Below are 1,503 nucleotides of genomic sequence, written 5' to 3' on the forward strand. Positions count from 1 at the left end.
GGAGAGATTCCCAATGACATTGTCAAGCCGGGTCGGTGACGTCCCGTGATGGCGTCATGTCGTTGCGGAGCCGACGCTGGGGATGGTTGCCTCGAAGGTGCGGTGGTCGCGTATGAGTGCCCAGAGCACGTTGAGGCGCCGTCTGGCCAGGGCGAGGACGGCCTGCTTGTGGTTCTTTCCCTCAGCTCGTTTGCGTTGGTAGAACCGCTGGGATTCAGGGCAGTGGATGGCGGCGACCTGGGCCGAGATGTAGAACATTCGCAGGAGCCGTCGGCTGTAACGCCGTGGCCTGCGCAGGTTGCCGGAGACCTTGCCCGAGTCGTGGGGCACCGGGGCGAGTCCGGCGACGCCGGCGAGGCGGTTGGGGCTGCTGAAGGCGCTCATGTCGCCGCCGGTGGCGGCGACGAACTCGGCGCCGAGCATGTCGCCGATGCCGGGCATGGAAGTGATCACCTCGGCGTCGGGATGCTCGCGAAACCGGCCCTCGATCAGGGCTTCGAGTTCCGCGATCTCCTGGTCGAGGGCCATCACCTCCCTCGCGATGGTGTGGACCATCTTCGCGGCGGTCTTCTCCCCGGGCACCACGGTGTGCTGGGCCTCACCGGCGGTCACGGCCGCGTCCGCGGCGTTCTTCGCGGTGGTGAAGGTGCGCACTCCATGGTTCTTCAGCCAGGTGGCCAGGCGGGCCCGGCCCACCCTGCGCAGGGCCGCGGGGGTCTGGTACTTCGTGAGCACGATGAGTGCCGTCTTGGAGGTGCTGTAGTCGAAGGACCGCTCCAGGGCGGGGAAGTACTCCAGCATCTGCGCGCGGAGTCGGTTGATCGCTCTCGTGCGGTCGGCGGACAAGTCCATGCGTCGCGCGGTGAGGATCTTCAGGTCGACCGCGATCTCGCTGGTGGCCTGCAACGGCTGCAGGTCGCGGCGCATGCGGGCGGTGTCGGCGATGACGAAGGCGTCCTTCGCGTCCGTCTTCCCGCTGCCGCGGTAGGCGGCGGACGCGTGGTGGACGGTGCGGCCAGGGATGTAGAGCAGCTTCTGCCCGTGGTTGACCAGCAGGGCGATCCACAGTGCGGCACCGCCGGCGTTGAGGTCCACCGCCCAGGTCACCGGCTCGCCCTTGGCCAATTCCAGGACGTCGCCGAGGAGTTCCAGCAGCTCGGTCTCGCTGTTGGGCACCCGTCGGGTGAGGAACACCGTGGCGTCCTTGTCGATCACCGTGCAGTGATGCTCGGCCTTGCCCGCATCCGTACCGGCCCACAGTTCGGGCACGGCCACCTCCGAAGTCGTATCTGTACATGTCCCAGCAGACGACCTCGCCGACGTGTCCATACGAAGCGATGCAGTTCGCGTATCCCAATGAGTGGCCGAGTCGTCGCGGGACCCTGGGCGGCCAATCTCTCCAAGCCACAACATCGGCTAAACCATGACAGCCACCCCCAGGGTCCCCGGGTCCGCTGATCTTACGAAGGACCAGCTCAAACCCACATGAAGAAAGGTATGGAA

The 1,503-nt window shown here is 66.5% G+C and carries 1 protein-coding gene; it reads right to left on the bottom strand.

Features of this window, described 5'->3' with window-relative positions:
- Nucleotides 1–54: 54 nt before the first annotated feature.
- Nucleotides 55–1,275 (bottom strand): IS110 family RNA-guided transposase, encoded by a 1,221-nt coding sequence (locus ACYVPE_RS39750; protein ID WP_461038719.1) that lies wholly within the window; start codon nt 1,273–1,275, stop codon nt 55–57.
- Nucleotides 1,276–1,503: the final 228 nt, after the last annotated feature.

Source organism: Streptomyces mayteni (genome assembly GCF_054783955.1).